The following is a 26,162-nucleotide window of genomic DNA, read 5'->3' on the forward strand; positions in this document are numbered from 1 at the left end:
TTTCGTGGTGCACACAAATCAAATGTGGGAGCGGGCTTGCTCGCGAAGGCGTCGGTACAGCCAACATTGATGTTGGATATACCGGCCTCTTCGCGGGCAAGCCCGCTCCCACAGGGTTTTGCGTTTAGATGTTGAGCAGTTGCAGGCGCTCGCGGATCGATGCCTCGATCCCGGCTTCATCCAGCCCGCACTCGGCCAGCATTTGCGCAGGCTTGGCGTGCTCGACGTAGATGTCCGGCAAGCCCAGGTGCAGCATCGACTTGAGGATGTTTTCGCGGGCGAGGAATTCGCTGACCGCGCCACCGGCGCCGCCCATGATTGCGTTTTCCTCGACGGTCACCAGCAGCTCGTGGCTGCCGGCGATTTCGCGAACCAGCGCTTCATCCAGCGGCTTGACGAAGCGCATGTCGACCACGGTCGCGTCCAGCGTCTCGGCGACTTTCAGGGCTTCGGCCAGTTGCACGCCGAACACCAGCAAGGCGACTTTGCTGCCCTGGCGGCGAACTATGCCCTTGCCGATCTCGATCGGCTCGAGGTCTTTCTCGATGGTCGCGTTCGGGCCATTACCGCGTGGATAACGCACAGCCGCCGGGCCTTCGTACAGGTGACCGGTGGTGAGCATCTTGCGCAGCTCGTTTTCATCGCTCGGGGTCATCACCAGCATGCCGGGGATGCAGCGCAGGAACGACAAATCGAAGCTGCCGGCGTGGGTCGGACCGTCTTCGCCCACCAGACCTGCACGGTCGATGGCGAACAGCACGTCGAGATTCTGCACCGCCACATCGTGGACAAGCTGGTCGTAGCCGCGCTGCAGGAAGGTCGAATAGATGGCCACTACGGGTTTGGCGCCTTCGCAGGCCATACCGGCGGCGAGGGTCACAGCGTGTTGCTCGGCAATGGCCACGTCGAAGTAGCGCAGCGGGAAACGTTCGCTGAACGCGACCAGGTCCGAGCCCTCCTTCATCGCCGGGGTAATCCCGACCAGGCGCGGATCGGCAGCCGCCATGTCGCACAACCATTCGCCGAATACACCGGAATATTTCGGCCCGCTGGCCTTTTTCGGCGCGGCGGCGGGGGCGTCCAGCGGTTCGAGTTTGGTGATGGCGTGGTAACCGATCGGGTCGACTTCCGCCGGGGCGAAGCCTTTGCCTTTCTTGGTGACGACGTGCAGGAACTGCGGACCTTTCAGGTCGCGCATGTTGCGCAGGGTGGCGATCAGGGTCGGCAGGTCGTGGCCATCGATGGGGCCGATGTAGTTCCAGCCCAGCTCTTCGAACAGCGTGCCGGGAACCAGCATGCCTTTGGCGTATTCTTCGGTGCGGCGAGCGATTTCCCAGGCACCGGGCAGGCGCGACAGCACTTTCTTGCTGCCTTCGCGCATGCTCGCGTAGGTGCGGCTGGAAAGGATTTTCGCCAGGTAGTTCGACAAGCCACCGACGTTGCGCGAGATCGACATGTCGTTGTCGTTGAGGATCACCAGCATGTTGGCGTCCACTTCCGGCGCATGGTTCAGCGCCTCGAACGCCATGCCCGCGGTCAACGCGCCGTCGCCGATCACCGCGATCGCCTTGCGCTCGCTGTTTTGCAGGCGGGCGGCAATCGCCATGCCCAGCGCGGCACTGATCGAGGTGCTGGAGTGGCCGACGCCAAAGGTGTCGTACTCGCTCTCGGAACGGCGCGGGAAGGCAGCGACACCGTCCTTCTGGCGCAGGGTGCCCATGCGCTCGCGACGACCGGTGAGGATCTTGTGTGGATAAGCCTGATGACCCACGTCCCACACCAGCCGGTCGTCCGGGGTGTCGAAGACGTAATGCAGCGCGATGGTCAGCTCGATCACGCCCAGGCCTGCACCGAAATGCCCACCGGTCTGGCCGACCGTGTAGAGCAATTCCAGGCGCAACTCATCGGCCAGGGTTTCCAGCTCGGCTTCGCCTAACCGGCGCAGGCCGTCCGGCGTGTTCGCGCGGTCGAGCAGGGGCGTGGTCGGGCGCTTGCGGGGAATCTCATGAAACGTCGTGGGCATCAGGCGAATCGTTATAGGTATAAAAGATGCGGCAGTTTACCTGATGCTTCGCCCCCTGCCCACGCGTTGGTCTTTTTTGGTGGATTCGCCTTCAACTGCGGCGATCGACGATATACCGGGCCAGATCCCGCAACGGCTCGGCCGCCGCGTCAAACGGTCGCAGGGCATGCAGGGCCTGGTCGCGCAACTCCAGGGCATAGGCCTTGGCGGCGTCGAGGCCGAGCAGGGCCGGGTAGGTCGGCTTGTCCCGGGCAATGTCCGCGCCCTGGCGTTTGCCGAGGGTGGCGGTATCGCTTTCGACGTCGAGAATGTCGTCCTGGACCTGAAATGCCAGGCCGATGGCTTGAGCATAAGTCTGCAGGGACTTGAGTTCGTCTTTCTCGGCACGACCGCTGGCCAGGGCGCCGAGTTTGACGCTGGCTTCGATCAGCGCACCGGTCTTGTGCCGGTGCATGTATTCCAGGGCTTTCTGGTCAAGCTTCAGGCCGACCGAACCGAGGTCGATGGCCTGACCGCCGACCATGCCTGCCGGGCCCGCCGCCAGTGCCAGGGCGCTGACCATTTGCAGGCGGATTTCGGCATCCGACGTGCTCAGGCGCGGGTCTAGCAGGGCGCTGAAAGCCAGGCTCTGCAAGCCGTCACCGGCGAGGATCGCGCAGGCTTCATCGAATTTCTTGTGGGTGGTGGGTTGGCCGCGACGCAGATCGTCATCGTCCATGGCCGGCAAATCGTCATGTACCAGTGAATAGGCGTGGATCAGCTCCACCGCACAGGCGGCACCGTTGGCTTGCTCAGGCTTGCCGCCCAATGCTTCACACGCGGCGTAGGCCAGCAGGGGACGCACGCGTTTGCCGCCATTCATCACGCTGTAGCGCATGGCTTCGTACAGCCGCGCCAACTCGGGGCCTGGTGCCGTGAACAGGGTTTCCAGCGCCGCATTGACGCGGGCCTGGCTGGTGGCCGAGTAGGCTGCAATCATTCTGGCTGATCCGCGTCGAAGGGTTCCTCGGCCAACTCGCCATCACGCTCGAGCAGTACCTGAACCTTTTGCTCGGCCTGGGCCAGCGCCGCCTGGCAATCGCGGGTCAGACCGATGCCTTGCTCGAAAGCGGCCAGCGAGTCCTCCAGCGACAATTCGCCATTCTCCAGACGCTCCACCAGCGTTTGCAGGTCGGCGAGGGACTGTTCGAAATCCAGTGCAGCTTTTTTGCGGGCCATGGCGGCGATTTCCGGTTGACGTTAAACCGGCGCGACACTAGCAGATAGGGGGTTTATGGGCAAACTCACAGACGATGTACGCCCCCGTAGGCGCTGCCGAAGGCTGCGATCTTTTGACTTTGTTTTGTTGGAAGCAAGATCAAAAGATCGCAGCCTCCGGCAGCTCCTACAGTACCGGGTTATCAGGATAGTGGATTCGGTAGCGGGTGCTGCGCCCGCCACCGGGCAGGCGTTGCAGACAGCCCTTATCCAGCAGTTCGGCCAAATGACGGGTTGCGGTCGCTTTGGATACTTTGGCGACCGCCTGGTATTGAGCCGCACTGATGCCGTGCTCGAAGCCTCTTTCGCCGCCATCGAGCAAGCGATTCAGTACCCTGGTTTGTTCGGCCGACAACCCGGATGTTTGGTGCGCCTGCCAGAATCGCGCCTTGCCTAGCACACTGTCGATCCGTGTCATGGCTTGTTGCAGGCTGAGCAGAAGCGTTTGCAGGAACCACTCCAGCCACTCCGTGACATCGGTCGTAGCTTTTTGACTCGTTTCCAATACCCGGTAGTAACCGGAGCGGTCCTCAAGAATGCTTGCCGACATGGCGTAAAAACGAATCGCCTGAGCCTCGCCCTGTGCCAATGCCAGGTCCGTGATGGTGCGCGTGAGGCGACCATTGCCGTCGTCAAAAGGGTGGAGTGTGACAAACCAGAAGTGTGCGATGCCAGCACGCAGCAATGGGTCGAGTCCGGCCTGGCTTCGGCCGCTCTCAAACCAGTCGAGGAAGATTTCGAGTTGACGCTCAAGGCCCGGTCGAGGCGGCGCTTCGAAGTGTACGGTCGGCTTGTCGAGACGGCCAGAGACAACCTGCATCGGTTCATCGCCGCGCAATGCACCGACACGTATCGCCCGGGTGGCGAGGTTGCCGTCCTGCTCCGGAAACAACCATCCATGCCAGTGCAGCAAGCGATCCAGCGTCAGCGGCTCGGCAAAATGCTGAGTAGCATCAAGCATCAATTGCGCAAGACCTTCACTGCGTTGGCTGACTCTATCGCCATCAACCAGATCCAGACCCAGGCGTCGAGCCAGCGACGAACGAACGGAGCCGACGTTCAGTTGTTCACCTTCAATGGCCGATGAGGTGACGATGTTTTGCAATAACGCATCCAGCTCACTTTGCGCGCTCAGCGAACTGCCCACGGAGCTGGCCATGCCCATTAACCGACCTTGTGCTTGAACGCACTCGCGTAACAAGGGCGCCAAGCGTTCGGCATTCCAGATGAACTCTGGCCAATCAGGCTGCTGCCATATCCATTGAGGTGTCATGCACTTGATGCTCTAAGTGGGGTGAGCCGATTGGATCGATTATTCGGCTCATATAATGAGCCGAATATGGCGCGTATTCGGCTCACCGTCCACCCGTTATCGTGATTCCCGCCGCAATTTCGAAGCCGTCCGATTGTTAAAAAACACCCGAATGGCTAACCTTCGAGCCCTATACGACCTGGCAGTCACGGGTCTTTCAGACGAAACGCAGTATGCCCATCTGTAACGCGCCCAGGATCAGGCGCAAGGTTTCGTCATGCATGGCAGGAGGCGTCGCATGCGCTCATTTCTTTTGCTGCTGATCGGGCTGTCTATCGCGCCCTCGATTCTGGCCGCGCCGAATGCCGGGTTGTCGGAACCGGTGGGCGGCTGGCGCTACAACGGTTTGCTGGATCGCACGGAAAACCCGCAAGTCGCTTATCCCACGCCGCCCATCGACCGAGGCGTGCAGCGCAATCGCACGATGATCGAAGGTCAACTCAAGGCCCTCGGTACTCAGCGTGGGCCGCACACGCTGGCGGTCAACGGCAATCCCTTGAATCTGTACACCGACAACCAGGGCCGTTTCGCCCGGCCCTATGCGTTCGGCGCCGGTTCCAACAGCGTCGAAGTGCGTAGCGCTGAAGGCCAGTCGCTCAAGCGCGTTCAATTCTATGAAGCCAACAACCTGCGCACTCCCGCGCGGATTCGTGTGGTGCTGGGCTGGGACGACCCGAAGGCCGAACTCGATTTGCACATCATCACCCCCGACGGCCAGCACGCTTTCTGGGCGCACTCGGCGCTGACCAATGGCGGCGGCCTCGACCCTGACGGCGTCGATGGACCCGGCCCGGAGATGTTCACCATGACCGCGCCGCTGCACGGCACCTATCTGGTTTACGTGAACTATTGGGGCAACTTCGGCAGCGGCGGCTATAACTTCGATGAGACCGGCAACCAGAACGAGGTGATTACCTCGCAGATCAACCTGGTGCTCAACGAAAACACCGTCGATGAAAAGCGCGAGACCTTCATCGTGCCCCTGCGCGCAATCGGCGACCTGTTGCTGGTCAAGACTTTCAACTATTAAGCATCCCGCTCCACGGATGAACATCGGGTTTTGTGAACATGAGTGATAGCACTGTTACTCCGGCCTCTGGCGCACCCGCGGCCAAACCTTCCCTGCATTGGCCGACGCTGCTGATCGGCATATGCCTGGTCGCTGGCGTGGCCGGTGGGTTGGGATGGCTCATGCACAAACCCAAGGCGCCGGCGCCTGCGTTGGCCAGTGACAAACTGGGTATGGGCCGGCCGGATGGTTTGCTGGAGACCCACTCTTTGAGCCAATTGCCCAAAGACCTGCTCGCGGTGCCCTTCCTCAAGGAAACCCTGACCGAAGATTTCGTCTTCTACTACGAAACCCACGCCGATCGCCTCGGCCTGATCGGCAGTTTGCGGCGGATCATCTACGAACATGACCTGAAATTGCAGGACACCCTGATCGAGCAACTGTTCGATCAGCCTGCCGACGTCGCGTTGTGGCGCGGGGCGGACGGGCGGCTCAAGGATTTCCTGCTGGTGATGGATCGCGGCGGCCTGGCCAAGGTGCTGGAACCGATGGCCAAAGTCGCGCTGGACGACTCGCAGCTGAGCAAGGTTGCTGACGTGAAGGTCGGCAGCGAAGACGTGCCGCTCTATCAACTCAATTACAACGCCAGCAAGGCGCTGTTGTTCGCGTCCCATGGCGACAAACTGGTGGTGCTGTCCAATCCGGCGAAACTCTACGATCCGCAAAACGGTGAAATGGAGGAACCGGGCAGCGTATCGACCACGGCTATTGCCGCGCTGCTCAATGGCGAAAAGCTGTTTCCCGAAGCCTTCGGCCTGCCGCCTCGTGCGCCGCAGGTGAAACAACGCCTGTCGGTGAATGCCAGCGTGCTGGCCATGGGTTACCAGCGTTTCATTCCGAACTTTGCCGGCCTGCGCTTTGACATGGACGACACGGGCTGGCACAGCTTCCTGGCCATGGATGAACTGGAAAATCAGTCGGACTTCGATTTCAAACCGATCTGGCAAGCCATGCCCATGGGCGCAAGCGCTTGCGTGGCGTTGCCGCTGGCTGCCGAACAACAGAAGCCGTTGCTGGTGAAGCTCGGTGCAGAGGAGAAGGTGGCCCAGGCACTGACCGAACACATGGCCGGCGCGGCGGGGCTTTGCTGGTATGCCGATTCGCGGTTGTACACGCCCTTACTGGTGGCCAGCCTCAACGATGACGACGGCGGCAAGCTCGATGGGGATCTGGGCAAACTGTTCGGCTCGATGGTCGGTGCGCACGAGAGCAACGTCGAAGACGGTGCCTTCCCGGTGCTGGAAAAACAGGAAGGCCAGAGCCATCAGTGGCAACGCCAGGTCAGCTCCAGTTTCGGTCCCTATTCGGCCAGGGAAGCTCAAGATCCCGGTGCCATCACCGGCAAGGCGTTCATGAAAGTCAGCCTGGCGCGCCATGGTTCGACGTTGCTGTTTTCCCTCGACGACAAGCTGGTGGACAAGGCCCTCGGCACCCTCGACAAACGCTTCCCGCCGATGGCCGACGTGGTGCCCAAGGACTTGCTGATGCCCGTCTATTTCGGCCCTGATTCCATGGCGCAACTGATGCAGCAGGAAACCCTCGACAGCCTGCCCCAGGACATGGAACCGGTGTTCTATAACGCCGCACAAACCTTCCTGATGCCGAAACTGCGCACGCTCGGTGGCTACGGCAAATACGCCCTGACCTTGCCCGAAGGCAGCGAGCCAGACGGCCACTGGCAGTGGCTGCCGCTGGAGTGGAAAGCCCTGTGACGGCATTGATCCGCAGTCTCGGCCTGCTGGCGTTGTTGCTGAGCGCAGGTGCCCGCGCTGTCGAAGCACCATCGCTCGACCCGCAGCAATCCCAGGTGTTCCGCGCCTGGTTCGTGCGCATCGCCCAGGAGCAACTGAGCCAGGGCCCGAGCCCTCGCTGGTATCAGCAGGATTGCGCCGGGCTGGTGCGCTTCGCCGCCAATGAAGCGCTGAAAGTCCATGACGACAAATGGCTGCGCAGCAATGGCCTGTCCAATCGCTACCTGCCACCGGAGCTGCAATTGAGCGACGCCCAGCGCGGTCTCGCCCAGCAGTGGCAGCAGGGTGGTGGCAAGGTCGGGCCGTACGTCAACGCGATCAAATTGATCCAGTTCAACAGCCATCTGGTCAGCCGCGATGTGTCACAGGCACGCCCCGGCGACCTGATGTTTTTCGATCAGGGCGACGACCAGCACCTGATGATCTGGATGGGCCGCTACATCGCCTATCACACCGGCACCACCACACCCACCGACAACGGCATGCGTTCGGCAAGCCTGCAGCAACTCATGACATGGAAGGACACCCGATGGATACCCGACGCAGCCAACCCCAACTTCATCGGCGTCTATCGACTGAATTTTCTCTCCCAATGACCGGTGCCCGCATGCTGCGTTTTCTGTCTCTGATGTTGGTGTGGGCGCTGCCACTCTCGGTGGTTAACGCCGATGACTCGGTTCCGGCCAGCGGCTATGCGCCGGTGGCTGGCGAGAGCTTTTTCCTGCTGGCGGACAGCAGTTTCGCCAGCGATGAACCGGCGATGGTGCGCCTCGAAGCGCCGGGCCGCGACTATCGCCGGTTTCGCATGGAGCCTTATGGCGGCGCGGACATTCGGGTGTATCGCATCGACAAGCCGCTGGACTTCCTCAAGCGCCAGAAGAATCTGCATCGGGTGGTCAGCGATGGCCAGTTCAAGGGGGAAGGCCTGTCCAACACCCTCGCGTACCTGTGGGACAACTGGTATCGCAAATCCCGCCGGGTGATGCAGCGGGCGTTTTCCTACGAGTCGCGTAAACAAGTCACCGAGGAAGTGCCGGAACTGAAGATGGGCAATGCGATGGCCGCGCCAACGCCCTACGATGCACAGCCGCAATTCGCGTTGATACCGGGCTTGCCGGTGGTCAGCCAGTTCCGTTACCCGTTGTGGCAGGCCAAGCCGATCCAGCCACCGGCGGGGGTGAACCTGGCCGGGTCTTCCAGCGAGTTTGTCAGTGTCGCGCCGGGCAATGTGTATATCCCGCTGGGCACTCTCAAACCGGGTCTTTATCTGGTGGAAGCGCTGATCGGCAAGTACCGCGCGACCACCATGGTGTTCGTCTCCAACACCGTGGCGGTGAGCAAGATTGCCGGTGACGAATTGCTGGTGTGGGCCGCGCGCAAACATGAAGGCAGCTCGGTGCCGAAGGTCAATGTGCTGTGGACCGACGGCCTGGGTGTGATGAGCAGCGGTGCCACGGATAGCGACGGCTTGCTGCGCTTGAAACACGTCAGCCCCGAGCGTTCGTTCGTGATCGGTGAAGACGAAGAGGGCGGGGTGTTCGTCTCCGAGAACTTCTACTACGACAGTGAAATCTACGACACAAAACTCTATGCCTTCACCGATCGACCGCTGTATCGGCCGGGGGATTGGGTGTCGCTGAAAATCGTCGGGCGTGAATTCAAGAACGCGCGGGACTCGGTGCAGCCAAGCGCTGCCGACCTCAATGTGAGCGTGCTCGATGCCACCGGCACGGCGCTGCAATCCCTCGATTTGAAGCTCGATTCCAGGGCCGGCACCCAAGGCCGCTTCCAGTTGCCGGACAATGCCGTGGCCGGTGGTTATGAACTGCGTTTCACCTACAAGGACCAGACCTACAGCAGCGCCTTCCGCGTCGCTGAATACATCAAGCCGCACTTCGAGATTTCGCTCAATCTGGCCAAGCAGGATTACCGCACCGGCGAGCCGGTCAAGGGCAATCTGGTGCTGCTGTACCCGGACGGCAAACCGGTGGCCAATGCGAAATTGAGCCTGAGCCTGCGCGCCCAACAGCTGTCGATGGTCGACAACGAGCTGCAATACCTCGGGCAATTTCCGGTGGAGCTGACCAGTACCGAACTGACCACTGACGGCAAGGGCAACGCAACGCTCGACCTGCCCGCCGCCGACAAACCGAGTCGCTACATGCTGACCGTGTTCGCCAGCGACGGCGCGGCGTATCGGGTCAAGACCACTAAGGAAATCCTTATCGACCGTGGTGCGGCGAACTTCCGCTTGAGCGCGCCCCGACGCTTCAGCGCGGTGGGCGACAAGGTTGCGTTCAGCTACACCCGCGAAGGTGAGCAGGCCCAGGCCGTTACACCGGGCAGCTACGGCTGGGTACGTCTGGAAGACCAGAGCACCGGCGAAGGTAAACTCGCGGCAACCGACAAAGGTTTCACCCTGGCCTTTGACCGACCGGGCACCTACAACCTGACGCTCAAGGATGACCACGGTCGCGTGGTCGGCGCCACCGGGCATTCGGTCACCGGTGAAGGTGTCAAAGCCGTGCCCGGCACCGTGGAAATCGTCCTCGACAAGCCCGAGTACATCACGGGCGATGAAGCGCTGGCGCTGATCACTTTTCCGGAACCGGTCAACGATGCCTTGTTGTCGCTGGAGCGGGACAAGGTCGAGGCGACCGCGCTGCTGTCCAAAGGCGGTGACTGGCTGAAGACGGAAAAACTCAGCGATACCCAATACCGCGCGCGCATCCCGGTGAAGGACGGCTTCGCGCCGAACCTGACCTTCTCGGTGCTGTACACCAAGGGCGGCCAGTACAGTTTCCAGAACGCCGGCATCAAGGTAGTAACGCCTCAGATCGACGTGGTCATCGCCACCGATAAAGACACCTACCAGCCGGGCGAAACCGTCTCGGTGGACCTGACGACTCAATTTGCCGGTAAGCCGATCCCGGCGCACCTGACGGTCAGCGTGGTCGATGAAATGGTCTACGCGCTGCAACCGGAAGTCGCGCCGAGCATCGACCAGTTCTTCTATCACCCGCGGCGCAACAACGTGCGCACCAGCGCCAGTTTGTCGTTCATCAGTTATGACGTCGCCTTGCCGGGCAGCCCCGGTGCACCGGGCAAAGCCAATCGCAGTGAGCGCGGCGTGAAGGTGCTGGAGCGGCCGCGTCGCGAGGACGTCGACACAGCAGCCTGGCAGCCGGAGTTGTTGACCGACGCCAACGGAAAGACCCGTTTCACCTTCAAGATGCCTGACTCCCTGACCCGCTGGCGTATCACCGCCAGGGCCATCGCCGATGACGGTCAGGTCGGACAGAAGAAGCAATTCGTTCGCTCGGAAAAACCGCTGTACCTGAAGTGGAGCGGGCCGAGTCGATTCCGTACCGGCGACAAACCGGACCTCGGAGTGTTCGCCTTCAGTCAGGCCGAGAAACCGCTCAAGGCCGAACTGGTGACCCGTTACGCCGGCAACGAACAGCGCGTACCTGTGACCCTCAACAGCGGCATCAACTACGTCCCGTTGCCGGCGTTCGAACTGGCCAATGGCGAGTGGAGCGCCGAGCTGGTGCAGGACGGCAAAACCGCTGACGCGTTGACGGTGCACCTGAGCGCGACCGGTGAAGGCTGGCGGGTGACGCAATCGCAGAGTCTCGATGTGAGCAGCGGCGATACACCGCTGACATTGCCGGCAGACGCGACCGATATTCGCCTGCGCCTGGATGACAGTCCGCAAGCGTTGTTCCGTTCGGCCCTCGACGACCTGTTGAGCTACCCCTACGGTGGCGTCGAGCAGACCGCCAGTCGCCTGCTGCCATTGAGCATCGCCTACCCGACGCTGGCGGCGAATCCGCAGATCCGCGATCGCTTGCGCCTGATCATGCAAAACAGTCGCCTGCGCCTGGTACAAATGGCCGGTCCTTCGGCGAGCTTCACCTGGTGGGGCATGGACGGCGAGCCGGACGCGTTCCTCACCGCCTACGCCTATTACGCCGACTGGCACGCCAGCCGGGTGCTGGACTTGAGCCTGCCGCCGGAACACTGGCAGCGGGTGCTGGAGGTCTACGCCAAACAGGCGAACAACACGCCGCTGCTGCAGCGGGCGCTGATCCTGTCGTTCGCCAGGCAGATGCAGTTACCGGTCAGCACCTTGCTCAGTGGCCTGATGGACGATCTGGTGAAAGCGGGCGAGGGCACTGCCGCGAACCTGATGGAAGACGGCGAAGACAGCCTCGTCATGAGCGACCCGGATTCAGCCTTGGGACTGGCTGCCGCGCGAGTGCTGACGGCCTCGCTGGCCAGGCAGGCGAAGGTTGTTCTGCCGGATGCGTTCAGCCGGCAACTGGCCGACGCGCAGCAACGTCTGGCGGTCAGTTCCCAGCCGTTTGCCGAAGCGCTGAAGCTGTCGCTGCAACCCTTCGATCAGGCTCACGCCCAGGCGTTGCTGCAACGTCTGTTGCCGCAGCAATCGACTCTGGAGCGGGCATTGGCGCTCACCTGGCTGCAGCGCAGCATCGAGCAGGCATCGCCCACCATTGCATTGGCCCCGGGTGAAGGCTGGAAGAAACAGTACGGGGTTTCTGGTGAGATGTATTGGACGTGGCAGGGGCCTGCGCCAGTGCCGGCGGTATTGACGCTGAGCGGGGTGCAGGAGCGTCCGCTGCGCGCTGCATTGAGCTACCGGAGCCAGCAGCCGACGGTCGATCCGATGGCCGTGACCATCACCCGTCGCCTGTCGCGGCTGGTGCCGGGGGATGAAGCTTTTACCTTCAAACTCGAAGCGGTCGGCAACGCGCCCCTGTCCAGCGATAGCCTCTATCTCGACGAGGTGATCCTCACCAGCAAAGCCGCCAGACCGCTGCGCTACGGTCTGCTGGAAGTGCCGCTGCCACCGGGCGCCGATGTCGAGCGCACGACCTGGGGCATCAAGCTCATGGGCAAGGCTGGCACCGAACCGACATCGCTGGAGAAGGCGCGTTTCGAGCCGGGGCAAATGGCTTATGCCGTTCCGGTCGATGCCTTGAGTGGCGAATTGCGCCTGCGGCATCTGGTGCGTTTCTCGCAGAAGGGGCAGTTCAACTTGCCGCCGGTGCGATTCACTCAGGTGTATGCGCCGCAGCATCAGGCGAGGGAACAAAAGGCAGCCCTTGGCCAGGTCACGGTTCACTGACGTGCACAGGTTGCTGCTGGGGTGGCTGCTGTGTTTGATCCCTGTGCTGGCGACAGCGCAGGAGGAACCGCTGCGCCTGGCCTTCAAGGGCGATTTACTGTCGTTGAGCCGAACTCAGGTAATCGCTCGCGAACCACTGCCGCAGGCCTTGCAGACGCCACTGGGCAGTGTGTGGAAGTTGTTCGTCTACGCCTGGCTGGTGGATACCGGTGCGCGTGAGCCGGCTTACGAATGTCGCGGCCAGTCGAAGGAAGAAGTCTATTGCTGCACGGCGGGCGGCAGGATCGAGCGCGATCAGGCGTTGGTGAAGTCATGCGGTCTGTATTTCGAACCCGCGCGACTGGGCATCCGCGAGGCCGACTGGCGAGCCTATTGGCAGGCACGGAAGGCGCCGCAATGGTTGCTGGATTTACCTTCGTTGCAACCGGCTACCCGGGTTTCGGTGGCGCAACTGTTGAAGGTGTTGGCCGTGCTGCCGGCGCAGGATCAAGCTCGACGTGTGTTGCTCGATGTGGTGCTCAATGCCGCCGATGGCAATGTCGTCGGCGAACTTGGAAGCCGCCTGCGGGTGAAGACCTGGAGCTGGTTGGCGGATCAGGATGCCACGTCACGCCAGGGTGGGTTTGCCGGCTGGACGGCGGATGGCACACCGGTCTGGGCCGGGGGGCGGGGCACCAGTCAGCGGGTATTGCGCGATAACTCCCGGGCGTTGTCTACGGTGATACCTGTCTCCTGGCCTGCGGATGCAGCGCAGTGTGTAGAAGTTGATCTGTTCTCCCGCTATCCACTTCGGCGTGTCTTGTCAGGAGGCTCCGCGGTGACTTCCGGAGCGTTACAGGGTGACTACCGCGTCGAATTCGCCAACGGCAATTCGCTGGATATCCACAGTGACGGCGAACTCTTTCTGCTGAATGACAAGCTCGTCGCCCGGCTGGATCGCGAAGAGTACGTCGCCCGTGTGCTCCAGCGCGAAGCCACTGCCGAGCCGGTCGAGGCCGCCAAAGCCCTTGCGGTGGCCATCCGCACGTACCTGCTGCAAAACGCCACGCGCAGCGGTGATTGCCTGAGCATCGACGACAGCAGCAGCCGTCAGCGGGTCGCGCCGCGTCCGGCATCGTCCGAGTCACGCGACATCGCCGCGTGGACCCGCGACCTGATCCTGGCCGGCAGCACCGTCACCTATCATTCCGATCAACCCGGCCCGGACAAACTGTCCTGGCAGCAAGCCGTCGAACAGGCCCGTGCCGGCCAGCGCTACGACGCCATCCTGCTGCACGCCTACCCACGCGCCAGTCTCAGTCGCTGGGACAACCCGATCGCGTCCTGCGAAGCGTTGCCTGCCGCGCAAGACTGGCTGCAGAAACAACGGCGCGGCTGGCGTGCGCGGTTGGTAGGCGAGGTCGGCTACAACGAAGTCAGCACCTTCGCCGTATGCCGCCTGGCCTTCGGACGCCCCTATGTCGACCGCGAACGCCAGCGTATCTACGTGCGTGGCGTGCTGACGCTGCAAGACCGCCTCGACCTGACCCACGAATACCTGCACCTGGCCTTCGAGGCACACCCCAACGGCCAGGATGAAACCTACATCGAAGGGCTCGCCCGCCACCTCTTGCTGGAATAGACCATGAAACTCCGTCATCCACAGGTCTTGCTGTGTCTCTGCTCGCTGCTGGCGTTGCCATCAGTGATGGCGGCGGACAGCGTCAAACTCGACACCCCCGCAGGCGGCTGGCGCACCGGCGCGCCCGAGGGCGAGGGGGAAAGCTTCCGGCAGGTCGTCAACTACCCGGCCTCGTCGGTCAACACCCCGGCAGGGCAGGCCAACACCGCACGCATCAGCGGCCAGATCAAAGCCACAGCGAAATCCACAGAGCCCGGCCGGCTGATCGTCAACGGGGTGAGCATGCCGCTGAAAATCGACCCGGCCGGCCGCTTCGATCGCCCGTTCTCATTCCCCAACGGCAGCAACAGCGTCGAAGTTCGCAACCCCGATGGCCAGCAACGCCACCGCACGCAATTCCTCAACAGCAGCGGCGGTGCGACCCCGGCCAAGTTACGTGTACTACTGGCATGGGACAGCGACAACACCGACCTCGACCTGCACCTCATCACCCCCGACGGCGCGCACATCTGGTACGGCGACCGCATCGCCCCCAACGGCGCAGCGCTCGACGTCGACGTCACTACCGGCTACGGCCCGGAAATCTTCGCCATGCCTGCACCGATCAAGGGCCAGTACCTGGTGTATGTGAACTACTTCGGTGGCGGCTACAGCAGTGATGAGGAGGGGCAGGAAGACGCGGTACAAGCGCTGACCACCGCGCAGGTGACGGTGATTACCGAGGAAGGCACGCCGAGCGAGAAGATGGAAACCTTCCTGGTGCCGATGCGGGCGGTCGGGGAATTGACGTTGGTGAAATCGTTCAGCTATCCGTGAGGTTGAGGTACAACTTGCGCAGGGTTTGCACACGATTGCGCCCGTGATCCTTGGCGCCATACAGGGCTTCATCGTTGAGCTTGAAAGCGAAGTCCGCCCGGCAGAGCCTCTTCCGGGTTAAGGGTAGCGGTCTTTGGACCGGGTGGATCTAGCATCGGCCATTTTGGCTTGGCAAGTGTTCTCTGGGCGGGACGGATGCTTGTTAGCGTTGTTTCATGCAGAAATACATTGTGAATGTTACTGCGTCGGTATCAGGAGTAATTGAGAGGGCCCTCCCGCTGACATGGAAATGCCCTGACGTGAATGATCTTCCTGGCAATACCTCTCTCGATTCTGCTTTCAGTGAAATTACCCAACTGATTGTGGCCGCGCGACATCGCGCCATGCAGGCCGTCAACACCGAGCTGATAGAGCTGCACTGGCAGGTTGGGGCCTACATCAGCCGCAAGATTGAAGCGGCGGAGTGGGGTGATGGGGTGGTGGCTCAACTGGCCGCTCATCTCGCTCGTACCCAGCCGGGATTGCGAGGCTTTACCCGGCCTAACTTGTTTCGTATGCGTCAATTTTTCGAGGCGTACAGGCATGACGTAAAAGTCTCAGCACTGCTGAGACAATTACCATGGACTCAAAATCTGATCATCCTCAACCAGAGCAAACACCCGGAGGAGCGCGAGTTTTACCTGCGCATGGCAATCCAGGAAAAGTGGTCGAGCCGCGAACTGGAGCGGCAGTTCAAGGCCGCTCTGTTTGAACGTTCAGTGGTCAGCCCGGCAAAAGTCTCAGCACCGCTGCGACAAATTCATCCCCAGGCCCTGGACGTGTTCAAGGATGCCTACGTGGTCGAGTTTCTGGCTCTGGAGCGTGGTCATGCAGAGACAGACTTGCATGGAGGCCTGCTGCACAAGCTCAGGGACTTTCTGATCGAACTGGGCAGGGACTTCTGCTTTGTGGGTTCGCAATATCCGTTGCAGGTAGGCGGGCGGGACTTTGCGCTGGATCTATTGTTTTTCCACCGCGGGCTGAACTGCCTGGTGGCGATCGAACTCAAGGTCGGGCGCTTTGAGCCGGAATACCTGGGGAAAATGGATTTTTATCTTGAAGCGTTGGACCGCAATGTCCGCAAACCACACGAAAACCCGGCGCTCGGCGTATTGCTGTGCGCGAGCAAAGAGGACGAAATCGTCGAGTACGCCTTGAACCGCTCACTGTCGCCAGCCTTGATTGCGGAGTACCGCACTCAATTGCCAGACAAGAAACTGTTGCAAGCCAAGCTGCAGGAGTTTTATGCGCAGAATACTGAAGGGGCTGAGTGATTTTTATTGTGAATCGCCTTCTTTCAGGCATTAAAAAGCCGGCTTGTGGCCGGCTTCTCGGGGACTGGCTTGGATCATTTTTGGTAAACCGCGCCAGCCTTCAAAACGTACACCCGGATCTTGCGTCCGGCTGTGGGACCTGGTGAGAAAGTCATCTGTCAGGTCAGCGCATCTGAGCCGCAGGGCGGGTCGATGCGCAAATGTGGTGCGCAGCATACGCAGGTTTGGCGCAAATTCCCAGCGGGAAGTGCCGTGCAGAGCTGTTCGGCCACCTGGGTGGATGGCCGATGGGCGTTGTGGCGCGTTTAAAGAAAGGGCACCGCCGGCCGCCGTTTGTTCAGGGTCGACCACCAGAACACCCAACCCAGTACCCGGATGTTCTGTTCCTCGATTTGTGCCGCCCGGAAGATTTCATCCGGGTACTCGGCGCGGTTGTGGCTGCGCAATCGCAGGGAGTTGCCCGGTAGTCGGTGCAGGTACTTGATACGCAGCATGCCGTCATGTTCGATGGCGTAAATCTCGCCATCGACAATCTGGGTCAGGCCTCGGTCAATCGCCAGGGTTGAACCGTCTTCAATTTTTTCCCCCATGCTGTTGCCGCTCATGAAGGCGCAGATGGCGTCGGCGTGGTTGATTTCCAGTGCATCGAGATGGCTGCGGGGCAGGCGGATGGATGTCTCGGGGTCTTCTATGACGTGGGTTTTGTTGGACCCGGGGGTGATGACAACTTCTTTGTAGAAAGGCAGTTCGACGTCGACAGGCTCTATGACCGTGTAGACGCCGCGGATGGTTTGGGCGTCGTAGGTGTTGCCGGACTCCTCGATCAGGCGCAGATGCCGGGCGTCTTTCGAGCCTTCACCGGTTTTCAGCCAGTCGCTGCTGACGGAGAGTTTTCGGGCGACTTCTTCCATGCAATGGGCAGGCACGCCGCGGGTGTACCAGTTATGTACATTTTGCGGAGCCGTACCCAGAAAGTCGGCAAAACCGGTGGTCGTGATGTTCGCTGCTTCGAGGAGCGCTTTAAAGCGTGGGCCGCTAGTGTTCTTTTTCATGAACGCGAGTCTACTGGCGGCTAACAAGGGTTTGAATAAACGCCTCGTTCAAATTTCGTGGGTAATTTACGACCGGATGTAAGACGTTCTTGAGGAATTTTAAACAGATAAAAACCTATGCCGAACAAGACTAAACGTTCTGTTTAATTCGCTTATCAAGCGCCCACAAAAAACCCCGGATCACCCGGGGTTTTTCTTGCAGCCTACCGCTGGAAGCTCGCGACTGCTCTTAGCCTTTATAGGCTGCAACCGACTTGGTGATCGCGTCGCGGGCGGCGTCTGCACCGGCCCAGCCTTCGATCTTCACCCATTTGCCTTTTTCGAGATCTTTGTAGTTCGCGAAGAAGTGCTCGATCTGCTGGATCAGCAGTGCTGGCAGGTCGGTATATTCCTTGACGTCGACGTACAGCTGGGACAGCTTGTCGTGCGGAACAGCGATGACTTTGGCATCGCCGCCACCGTCGTCGGTCATGTTCAGGATGCCGACCGGGCGAGCGCGGATCACCGAACCAGGAGCAACCGGGTAAGGGGTCACGACCAGCACGTCGAGGGGATCACCGTCGTCAGCCAGGGTGTTCGGGATGTAACCGTAGTTGGCCGGGTAGAACATTGGGGTGGCCATGAAACGGTCAACGAACAGGCAATCGCTGTCTTTGTCGATTTCGTACTTGATCGGCGCGTGGTTGGCCGGGATCTCGATCGCGACGTAGATGTCGTTCGGCAGGTCTTTGCCAGCCGGAATCTTGCTGTAGCTCATTGGGCGTTGCCCCCGTTAGTTGACCAGAAACACTTGGCCGGATTGACCAAAAAGTGGCGGCGATTATAGGCATATTCCTGTGTCGACGCCATGTACCAGAAGTCGTATGGCGCTCACTGGTGTGCCTGATAGACAGGGTCATGCGCCTGAAGTTGCTTCAACCTCGCCAGCGGGTCCTGGCGATAGAACAGCTTCAGCTGCTGGTACACCCGTGGATAAGCCTCGTGCAGCAAATCCGGGGCGCTGAAGAAGTATTCGCTGGTGACGGCGAAGAACTCGGCAGGGTTTTCGGCGGCGTACGGGTCGATGGCGGTTTCAGCGTCGGGATTGCGTTCCAGTTGCCGGTCGAGGTCGTCGTAGGCCTCTTGCATGACCTTGGCCCAGTCGCTGACCCGCATGTCGGGATGCAATGGCGGCAGGCCGTTGGCGTCACCATTGAGCATGTCGAGTTTGTGCGCCAGTTCGTGGATCACCAGGTTGTAGCCTTCCCAGCCTCCGCTGGCCAAAACGCCGGGCCAAGCGAGGATGATCGGGCCTTGCTGCCAGGCTTCACCGCTGTGCTCACCGTCCCATTCATGCTCGACGCCGCTGGCGTCGCGATGGCGCTGGGGGCTGAGGAAGTCATCGGGGTAGAGAATGATTTCGTGGAAGCCCTGATACCAGTTCAGGTCGCCGAGGTGAAGCAGCGGCAGTTGCGCCTGGGCAGCGAGCAGCAAGCGTTGCTCCTGATGCAGTTCAACGCCGGGCAGGGCGCTCAGGTGCTTGTCTTCGAGGAACAGCACGCAGGCTTCGCGCAGCCATTGGTCTTCGGCGGCACTGATGCCATCGAGAAAGCTCAGGTGATGACGCACCCGTTGCCACATGTCATCGGCAATCGGGTGCCTGGCCAGGGTGCGTCTGCGACGCCAGGCGCTCAGGGACCACATCGTGTCAGCGCGATTCGGCTTTGGAGCTCGAGCCGGCAAGGCGGCTACGCACCATGCCGATGATCATCGGCACCAGCGACAACAGGATGATGCCCACAATCAGCAGCGACAGATTCTTCTTGATGAACGGTACGTTGCCGAAGAAATAACCGAGGGTCACCAGGCCACCGACCCACAGGATGGTGCCCAGCACGCTGAAGGCGAAGAAGCGCGGATAGGGCATTTTCCCCACACCGGCGACGAAGGGGGCAAAGGTCCGGATGATGGGCAGGAAGCGCGCCAGGGTCACGGTTTTGCCGCCATGCTTGTCGTAGAAGTCGTGGGTTTGTTGCAGGTAGTCGCGGCGGAAGATCTTCGAGTTTGGATTGCTGAACAGTTTTTCACCCGCCGTTCGTCCGATGATGTAGTTGGTGCTGTCGCCCAGAATCGCCGCCAGCATCAGCAGACCGCCGAGCAGTACCGGGTCCATGCCGCCACCGGCCGCCACGGCGCCGGCGATGAACAGCAGGGAGTCGCCCGGCAGGAAGGGCATGACCACCAGGCCGGTTTCACAAAAGATCACCATGAACAGAATGGCGTAGATCCATGCCCCGTAGTTGGCTACCAGCATGTCGAGGTAGACGTCGAGATGCAGGACAATGTCGATCGGGTTGAAATCCATGGATAGCACCTGTGGTATTGGCCCGAGTCTACAGGCCTGTGCGGATGACTTCGCGTAAGACTACGGATAGGGGTAGTTTTTCTTACAAGCCGGGAATATCGGAATTATACGAGGCGACTGGTGAAAATCGCGTCGAGATTGTACCGGGGAATGTCATGACAGGGCTGATGTTTGATAACGAACGGGGGGGGGAGCCTGCTCGCGATGCCATCGCGAGCAGGGTGCAGGTGATTCAGAGTTCGTCGCTGATCGGCAGCACATAGTTCTTGAATTCGGTGTCTACCTTGAATCCGATGGACTCGTAGGTTTTCTGCGCGATTTCGTTGTTGCTGCTGGTGGAAACGCGCATGCGTACGGCATTGGTTTCCTTGGCCATTTTTTTCGCGGTACGGATCAGGTTGTCGGCCACCAACTGGCGGCGGGCGTCCTCGGCGACATAAATATCGTTGAGGATCCACACGCGTTTGAGTGACAGCGAGGAGAAGCTCGGGTACAGCTGACAGAAACCCATCAGCTTGTTGCTGTCGTCATCGGACAGCGCCAGGTAGATCACTGACTCCTTGCGACGCAGGCGTTTTTCGAGGAACGCCCGGGACGAGTCCGGATACGGCAGGGAGCCATAAAACTCGCGATATTTGACGAACAACGGGGTCAGCAGGTCCAGGTGTTCGAGGGTCGCTTGAATAATCCGCATGGTAGGTCTCGTCTTCAAGTGGCTGTCTTACGTCTCTGACGGCGATGGGAAACCCTTGGCGGCCGTGCCACGATCCTGCCTTAAACTGGTACGAATGTGCAATGCGGAAGCGGTTCAGGCATTCGGCGGCCCAAGCAGGAAATTATCTTTCATGTCGGCTCCCGCGTCCGACTCCAGGGTCTGAACCTGTGCTTCATCCTTCAGATTGACCCCTGACAACTGCCGTCGGCAGGCTTCGCGCATCAAATACAGCAAACGGTGTGCCGCCATGCCATAACTCAGGCCTTCGAGCCGCACGTTGGAGATGCAATTACGGTAGGCATCGGTAAGGCCGACCTTGGGATTGTAGGTGAAATATAATCCCAGGCTGTCCGGAGAGCTGAGGCCAGGGCGTTCGCCGATGAGGATGACGGTCATTTTCGCACCCAGCAACTCACCGATTTCGTCAGCGACCGCCACGCGCCCCTGTTCGACCAATATCACTGGCGCAAGAGTCCAGCCTTCGGCTGCAATCTGTTCTTCGAGGCGTGCCAGAAAGGGCAGGGCGTGGCGATGAACGGCCAGTGCCGACAGGCCGTCGGCGATCACAATCACCAGATCGATCCCGCCAGGATGCGCCGCAGCGTAATCACGCAGGGTCTTTGCCGACGCGTCACTCAGCTTTCGTCCCAGGTCCGGGCGTTGCAGGTAACTGTTGCGATCGATCGCTGCGCTGTGCAGCAAAAGGCTTTCGTGTCCGCGTTCGGCCAGTTGTGAGTTGAGTGCCGCGTGATCGAACGGCAAGTGCACCGCATCCCTCGCCTGGGCGTGGGCGTACTGGAAGTCCAGTTGCGCACGGGTGGGAATGCTGGTGCCGGTTCGGCCCAGGGCAATTCGCGCCGGTGTCAGGCGTCGCAGTTCCAGCCATGGGTTGTGGGGATCGAAGGGTAGTTTATCCATGTCATTACTCATCCCAATTGCGCCAAGGCCTGCCGAAAGGCCGGCGGCAGGCTGTCACCGAAGAGAATCCTGCCGTCCGATTGAGTGAAGATGCCCATTTTCGCCAGCCATTGCTCGAACTCCGGCGCGGGCTTCAACCCCAGGGTCTGCCTGGCGTAGAGCGCATCGTGGAACGAGGTGGTCTGGTAGTTGAGCATGATGTCGTCGGAGCCCGGGATACCCATGATGAAGTTGATCCCGGCGACACCCAGCAAGGTCAGCAGGGTGTCCATATCGTCCTGGTCAGCTTCGGCATGGTTGGTGTAGCAGATGTCGCACCCCATGGGCACACCAAGCAATTTGCCGCAGAAGTGGTCCTCCAGGCCGGCGCGGATGATCTGTTTGCCGTTGTACAGGTATTCCGGGCCGATAAAGCCGACAACGGTGTTGACCAGAAACGGGTTGAAGTGACGCGCGACAGCATAGGCGCGGGTTTCGCAGGTTTGTTGATCGACGCCATGGTGAGCGTTGGCCGACAGAGCGCTGCCCTGGCCGGTTTCGAAGTACATCAGGTTCTGGCCCAGGGTGCCGCGATTCAGACTCAATCCGGCGTCATAGCCTTCTTTCAACACACTCAGGTTGATGCCAAAACTGGCATTGGCCGCTTCGGTGCCGGCGATCGACTGGAACACCAGGTCCAATGGGACGCCGCGATTGACCGCTTCGATCGACGTGGTGACGTGGGTCAGCACACAAGCCTGGGTCGGGATTTCGTAGCGCTGGATGATTGCGTCAAGCATCTCCAGCATCGCGCAAATCGAGGCGATACTGTCGGTGGCCGGGTTGATGCCGATCATCGCGTCGCCATTGCCGTGCAGCAGGCCGTCGAGAATGCTCGCGGCGATGCCGGCCGGTTCGTCGGTGGGGTGGTTGGGTTGCAGCCGCGTGGACAGGCGCCCGCGCAGACCCAGAGTGCCGCGAAACTGCGTGACCACGCGGATTTTTTGCGCCACCAGCACCAGATCCTGCACACGCATGATCTTTGATACGGCGGCGGCCATTTCCGGCGTCAGGCCGGGTGCCAGGGCGCGCAGGACCTGTTCATCGGCGGCGTCACTGAGCAGCCAGTCGCGGAAACCACCGACGGTGAGGTGGCTGACGATCGCGAAGGCCTGTTTGTCATGGGTGTCGATGATCAGTCGGGTGACTTCATCGGATTCGTAGGGGATCAGTGCTTCCTGCAGAAAGTGGCTTAGCGGAGTGTCGGCCAAAGCCATCTGTGCGGCCACCCGCTCGCCATCGTTGAGCGCGGCGACGCCGGCCAGAAAATCTCCGGAGCGGGTCGGGCTGGCCTTGGCCATCACTTCCTTGAGGCTGTCGAAGCGGTAAGTCTGGGCGCCGACGGTATGGGCGAATGTGGCCATGGGGCGGAGTCCTCCAATAATGACTGCAATCTGCTCTTCTGTGGGAGCGGGCTTGCTCGCGAATGCGGGGTGTCATTCAAACTAGATGCCGACTGACACGACGCCTTCGCGAGCAAGCCCGCTCCCACATGGGAACTGCGTGCACTTCAATCATGCAGGCGCCGGGCAGCGGGCCCGGCACCGGTGCATCTAGATACCTTCGAGCATAGCGTCCGCCGGTGCTTCGGAGCGCTGCCGGGCGGTCAACTGGAAGTACAGGTAACCGGCGATCATGAACCCGAGGAAGATCAGGCCGATCAAGGTGTTGAACCACGCCATCGCTACCAGGCACACCACTGCCAGGAACAGCGCGATCCCCGGTACGATCGGATAGCCTGGCGCACGGAAGGTGCGTTCCAGGTTCGGCTCGGTTTTACGCAGTCTGAACAGGCTCAGCATACTGATGATGTACATCACGATGGCGCCGAATACCGACATGGTGATCATCGCCGCCGTCAGGGTCATGCCTTGCAGATTGACCAGGCCATCGCTGTAGATGGCCGCAATGCCGATCACGCCACCGGCCAGGATGGCCCGGTGCGGCGTCTGGAAACGCGAGAGTTTGGCCAGGCCTTTGGGCAAGTAGCCAGCGCGAGCCAGGGCGAAGAACTGGCGTGAATAGCCAAGAATGATCCCATGGAAACTCGCCACCAGGCCGAACAGACCGATCCACACCAACATGTGCATCCAGGTCGAATTATTGCCAACCACGGCCTTCATTGCCTGGGGCAGCGGATCGTTGATGTTCGACAGTTGGCGCCAGTCGCCGACGCCGCCCGCCATCACCATCACACCAATGGCCAAGAACACCAGGGTCAGAATGCCGCTGACGTAGGCCCTGGGGATGGTGCGCTTCGGATCCTTGGCTTCCTCGGCGGCCATGGCTGCGCCTTCGATAGCGAGAAAGAACCAGATCGCGAAGGGAATGGCGGCGAAGATGCCAGGAATCGAGCCCATCGTGAACTCATTGGCACCCGACCAGCCGTTCAGTACGAAATTGCTGAAACTGAAGCCCGGGGCGACCACGCCCATGAACACCAGCAATTCAGCGACGGCCAGCACGGTGACCACAAGTTCGAATGTGGCCGCGATGCTGACGCCGAGGATATTCAGGCCCATGAACACGAAATAGGCGCCAACGGCGGCGATCTTCGGGTCCAGTTCCGGGTATTGCACGTTGAGGTAGGCGCCGATGGCCATGGCGATGGCCGGTGGGGCAAAGACGAACTCGATCAGGGTAGCGATGCCGGCGATCAACCCGCCTTTTTCACCAAAGGCCCGACGACTATAGGCAAATGGCCCGCCAGCGTGGGGAATCGCCGTCGTCAGTTCGGTGAAGCTGAAAATGAAGCAGGTGTACATCGTCGCCACCATCAATGCGGTGACGAGAAAGCCCAGGGTGCCTGCGGTGCCCCAGCCGTAACTCCAGCCGAAGTACTCGCCGGAAATCACCAGGCCGACGGCAATGCCCCATAGATGCAGGGTGCCGAGTGTGGGTTTGAGCTGTGTGGAAGAAGTAGTCATAAGTCCTCTCTATTTTTTATTGTTCGATCTTTTGGACTTTCGGGTGTGACGGGTTGGGTGAAACGCTGAAATACGGGTACGCAAGGCCCGTGCCAGAGCGGCCAGGCTTTGTGTGTTGGGTCTTCACGGACGCCTTCGCGAGCAAGCCCGCTCCCACATTGGACTTGTGTCGGTTACCTGATGCGGGTTTACACAAACCCCCTGTGGGAGCGGGCTTGCTCGCGAAAGCGGTGGAAAGGGCGCCACAAAAACACCTGTAGCGCCCCGATTTTTTAGAAAAAGCCCAACGGATTGATGTCGTAGCTCACCAGCAGGTTTTTGGTCTGCTGATAGTGATCAAGCATCATCTTGTGGGTTTCACGGCCGACGCCGGACTTCTTGTACCCGCCGAACGCGGCGTGCGCCGGGTACAGGTGGTAGCAGTTGGTCCACACACGACCGGCCTTGATGGCGCGGCCCATGCGGTAGGCGCGGTTGATGTCGCGGGTCCAGAGGCCGGCGCCGAGGCCGAACTCGGTGTCGTTGGCGATGGCCAGGGCTTCGGCTTCGTCCTTGAAGGTGGTGATGCTCACCACCGGGCCGAAGATTTCTTCCTGGAACACACGCATTTTGTTAGTGCCCTTGAGCAGCGTCGGCTGGATGTAATACCCGCTCGCCAGGTTGCCCTCGAGTTTTTCCACCTTTCCGCCGGTCAGCAACTCGGCACCTTCGCCCTTGGCGATTTCCAGGTACGAAAGGATCTTGTCGAATTGCTGCTCGGACGCCTGGGCGCCGACCATGGTGTCGGTGTCCAGCGGGTCGCCGCGCTTGATTTGCAGGACCTTCTTCATCACCACTTGCATGAATTCGTCGTAGATCGACTCCTGCACCAGGGCGCGGGACGGGCAGGTGCAGACTTCGCCCTGGTTGAAGAACGCCAACACCAGGCCTTCGGCGGCTTTCTCGATGAAGGACGGTTCGGCCTTCATGATGTCTTCGAAGAAGATGTTCGGCGATTTGCCACCCAGCTCCACGGTGGACGGAATGATGTTTTCGGCGGCGCATTTCATGATGTGCGAGCCGACCGGGGTCGAGCCGGTGAAGGCGATCTTGGCGATGCGTTTGCTGGTGGCCAGGGCTTCGCCGGCTTCTTTGCCGAAGCCTTGTACGATGTTCAGCACGCCCGGTGGCAGCAGGTCGCCGATCAGTTCGACCAGCACGGTGATGCCCAGCGGGGTTTGCTCGGCGGGTTTGAGCACCACGCAGTTACCGGCAGCCAGGGCCGGAGCGAGTTTCCAGGCGGCCATCAGGATCGGGAAGTTCCACGGGATGATCTGGCCGACCACGCCGAGGGGTTCATGGATGTGATAGGCCACGGTGTTGCCGTCGATTTCGGCAGCGCTGCCTTCCTGGGCGCGGATGCAGCCGGCGAAGTAGCGGAAATGGTCGGCGGCCAACGGGATGTCGGCGTTGAGGGTTTCACGTACGGCTTTGCCGTTGTCCCAGGATTCGGTGATTGCCAGCAGTTCCAGGTTCTGTTCGATGCGGTCGGCGATTTTCAGCAGCACCAGCGAGCGCGCCTGGGCGGACGTGGCGCCCCAGGCATCGGCGGCGGCGTGGGCAGCATCCAGGGCCTTGTCGATGTCTTCGGCCGTGGAGCGGGGGAATTCGGCAATCGGTTGGCCATTCACTGGCGAGGTATTGGTGAAGTACTGACCTTTGACAGGCGCGACGAACTCGCCGCCGATGTAGTTACCGTATTTGGCTTTGAACGAAACGATAGCGCCTTCAGTACCGGGGTGAGCGTAACGCATGGTGGTCTCTCCTTGCTTTTGTGCTTATAGGGAGTCGCGCATGTGCGCTTGCTATAAGCG

The 26,162-nt window shown here is 60.8% G+C and carries 20 protein-coding genes; 7 read left to right on the forward strand and 13 right to left on the reverse strand.

Annotation, left to right across the window (positions count from 1 at the left end; genetic code table 11):
- Positions 1-124: 124 nt before the first annotated feature.
- The 4 genes from dxs to AC3WN7_RS03305 all read right to left on the reverse strand — a co-directional run bounded on the left by dxs (position 125) and on the right by AC3WN7_RS03305 (position 4,553).
- Positions 125-2,023 carry a 1-deoxy-D-xylulose-5-phosphate synthase gene (gene dxs / locus AC3WN7_RS03290; RefSeq protein ID WP_095965747.1) on the reverse strand — a complete coding sequence of 633 codons (1,899 nt, stop codon included), beginning with the start codon at positions 2,021-2,023 and terminating at the stop codon, positions 125-127.
- Positions 2,024-2,114: 91 nt separating this feature from the next.
- Entirely contained in the window at positions 2,115-3,002 is an 888-nt protein-coding gene (ispA, locus tag AC3WN7_RS03295) for a (2E,6E)-farnesyl diphosphate synthase (protein WP_095965746.1), read from the reverse strand.
- On the reverse strand, positions 2,999-3,241 hold the full coding sequence (locus AC3WN7_RS03300) for an exodeoxyribonuclease VII small subunit (RefSeq protein WP_007970180.1): 243 nt from the start codon (positions 3,239-3,241) through the stop codon (positions 2,999-3,001). The genes ispA and AC3WN7_RS03300 overlap by 4 nt, the downstream gene beginning before the upstream one ends.
- Positions 3,242-3,407: 166 nt before the next feature.
- Entirely contained in the window at positions 3,408-4,553 is a 1,146-nt protein-coding gene (locus AC3WN7_RS03305; RefSeq protein WP_102673678.1) for a Fic family protein, read from the reverse strand.
- 277 nt (positions 4,554-4,830) lie between these two features.
- Between AC3WN7_RS03305 and AC3WN7_RS03310 the strand changes: the two genes are divergently transcribed.
- The 7 genes from AC3WN7_RS03310 (at position 4,831) to AC3WN7_RS03340 (ending at position 16,314) form a co-directional block, all read left to right on the forward strand.
- The gene (locus tag AC3WN7_RS03310; protein WP_102673677.1) at positions 4,831-5,622 is read left to right on the forward strand and encodes a YfaP family protein; all 792 of its coding nucleotides are present in this window, start codon (positions 4,831-4,833) and stop codon (positions 5,620-5,622) included.
- Positions 5,623-5,660: 38 nt separating this feature from the next.
- On the forward strand, positions 5,661-7,373 hold the full coding sequence (locus AC3WN7_RS03315) for a DUF2138 domain-containing protein (protein ID WP_102673676.1): 1,713 nt from the start codon (positions 5,661-5,663) through the stop codon (positions 7,371-7,373).
- On the forward strand, positions 7,370-8,008 hold the full coding sequence (locus AC3WN7_RS03320; RefSeq protein ID WP_104451308.1) for a DUF1175 domain-containing protein: 639 nt from the start codon (positions 7,370-7,372) through the stop codon (positions 8,006-8,008). Before AC3WN7_RS03315 ends, AC3WN7_RS03320 begins: the two co-directional genes overlap by 4 nt.
- Positions 8,005-12,564, forward strand: coding sequence for an alpha-2-macroglobulin family protein (locus tag AC3WN7_RS03325; protein WP_102673675.1), 4,560 nt, complete (start codon positions 8,005-8,007; stop codon positions 12,562-12,564). Before AC3WN7_RS03320 ends, AC3WN7_RS03325 begins: the two co-directional genes overlap by 4 nt.
- A gap of 1 nt (position 12,565) precedes the next feature.
- A complete protein-coding gene (locus tag AC3WN7_RS03330) occupies positions 12,566-14,185 on the forward strand; it encodes a DUF2300 domain-containing protein (protein ID WP_102673674.1) in 1,620 nt (539 codons plus the stop codon).
- Between the two features lie 3 nt (positions 14,186-14,188).
- Positions 14,189-15,001, forward strand: a complete 813-nt coding sequence (locus tag AC3WN7_RS03335; RefSeq protein ID WP_102673673.1) for a YfaP family protein — start codon at positions 14,189-14,191, stop codon at positions 14,999-15,001.
- 299 nt (positions 15,002-15,300) lie between these two features.
- Positions 15,301-16,314, forward strand: a complete 1,014-nt coding sequence (locus tag AC3WN7_RS03340; RefSeq protein WP_095965738.1) for a PDDEXK nuclease domain-containing protein — start codon at positions 15,301-15,303, stop codon at positions 16,312-16,314.
- Between the two features lie 305 nt (positions 16,315-16,619).
- Here AC3WN7_RS03340 and AC3WN7_RS03345 read toward each other — a convergent pair whose 3' ends face one another.
- The 9 genes from AC3WN7_RS03345 to exaC all read right to left on the reverse strand — a co-directional run bounded on the left by AC3WN7_RS03345 (position 16,620) and on the right by exaC (position 26,102).
- A complete protein-coding gene (locus AC3WN7_RS03345; RefSeq protein ID WP_102673672.1) occupies positions 16,620-17,366 on the reverse strand; it encodes a LexA family transcriptional regulator in 747 nt (248 codons plus the stop codon).
- A gap of 229 nt (positions 17,367-17,595) precedes the next feature.
- Positions 17,596-18,123 carry an inorganic diphosphatase gene (gene ppa, locus AC3WN7_RS03350; RefSeq protein ID WP_007894323.1) on the reverse strand — a complete coding sequence of 176 codons (528 nt, stop codon included), beginning with the start codon at positions 18,121-18,123 and terminating at the stop codon, positions 17,596-17,598.
- Between the two features lie 113 nt (positions 18,124-18,236).
- Complete coding sequence (locus tag AC3WN7_RS03355; protein ID WP_095965735.1) at positions 18,237-19,049, reverse strand: M90 family metallopeptidase; 813 nt, start codon at positions 19,047-19,049, stop codon at positions 18,237-18,239.
- 4 nt (positions 19,050-19,053) lie between these two features.
- A complete protein-coding gene (locus tag AC3WN7_RS03360) occupies positions 19,054-19,710 on the reverse strand; it encodes a DedA family protein (RefSeq protein WP_095965734.1) in 657 nt (218 codons plus the stop codon).
- Between the two features lie 232 nt (positions 19,711-19,942).
- On the reverse strand, positions 19,943-20,404 hold the full coding sequence (locus AC3WN7_RS03365; RefSeq protein WP_015096995.1) for a GNAT family N-acetyltransferase: 462 nt from the start codon (positions 20,402-20,404) through the stop codon (positions 19,943-19,945).
- Positions 20,405-20,518: 114 nt separating this feature from the next.
- Positions 20,519-21,355, reverse strand: coding sequence for an ethanolamine ammonia-lyase subunit EutC (gene eutC, locus AC3WN7_RS03370; protein WP_409077330.1), 837 nt, complete (start codon positions 21,353-21,355; stop codon positions 20,519-20,521).
- Positions 21,352-22,746, reverse strand: coding sequence for an ethanolamine ammonia-lyase subunit EutB (locus tag AC3WN7_RS03375; protein ID WP_102673670.1), 1,395 nt, complete (start codon positions 22,744-22,746; stop codon positions 21,352-21,354). Before AC3WN7_RS03375 ends, eutC begins: the two co-directional genes overlap by 4 nt.
- 189 nt (positions 22,747-22,935) lie before the next feature.
- Positions 22,936-24,309 carry an ethanolamine permease gene (gene eat, locus AC3WN7_RS03380; RefSeq protein ID WP_015096992.1) on the reverse strand — a complete coding sequence of 458 codons (1,374 nt, stop codon included), beginning with the start codon at positions 24,307-24,309 and terminating at the stop codon, positions 22,936-22,938.
- A gap of 272 nt (positions 24,310-24,581) precedes the next feature.
- Complete coding sequence (gene exaC, locus AC3WN7_RS03385; RefSeq protein ID WP_095965731.1) at positions 24,582-26,102, reverse strand: acetaldehyde dehydrogenase ExaC; 1,521 nt, start codon at positions 26,100-26,102, stop codon at positions 24,582-24,584.
- Positions 26,103-26,162: the final 60 nt, after the last annotated feature.

This window comes from Pseudomonas sp. FW305-70, assembly GCF_058783925.1.